Genomic DNA, 389 nt, shown 5'->3' on the forward strand with positions numbered 1-389 from the left:
TCATACAAGTGTGGGTGTAATGCTTGATGAGCTTTTAAATGCTCTTAAAATCGAAGCAAATAGCAACAATGCTTCAAAACTAAAAGCAATTGCAAGATTTTTAAAGACCAATGAAAAGATTTTAATCGTAGATGAAGCCGAATATCTACCACTAAAAGCTTTGGAGGATTTAAGACGCATTGCGGATTTTGCTAGAGTGCCTCTTATTTTAGTAGGAACTGAGATTTTATACAAAAACCTAATGGGTAAAAACAAAGAGCTTAAACAACTTTACTCAAGGATTTGTGGTAAATGGATGATGAGAGGACTTAGCAAGGAAGAAAGTGATGAGTTTTTTGGCAAGGGCTATTTTAAATTTAGCAATGGTAATTTTAGAAGCTCTGCAAAGC

The 389-nt window shown here is 34.2% G+C and carries 1 protein-coding gene; it reads left to right on the forward strand.

The features are described from left to right. Nucleotides 1-19 precede the first annotated feature (19 nt). The coding region (locus DYI25_RS22330; RefSeq protein WP_213372955.1) for an AAA family ATPase at nucleotides 20-389 on the forward strand (370 nt) is incomplete at its 3' end.

The organism is Mesobacillus boroniphilus (genome assembly GCF_018424685.1).
GTDB lineage: Bacteria > Bacillota > Bacilli > Bacillales > Cytobacillaceae > Mesobacillus > Mesobacillus boroniphilus_A.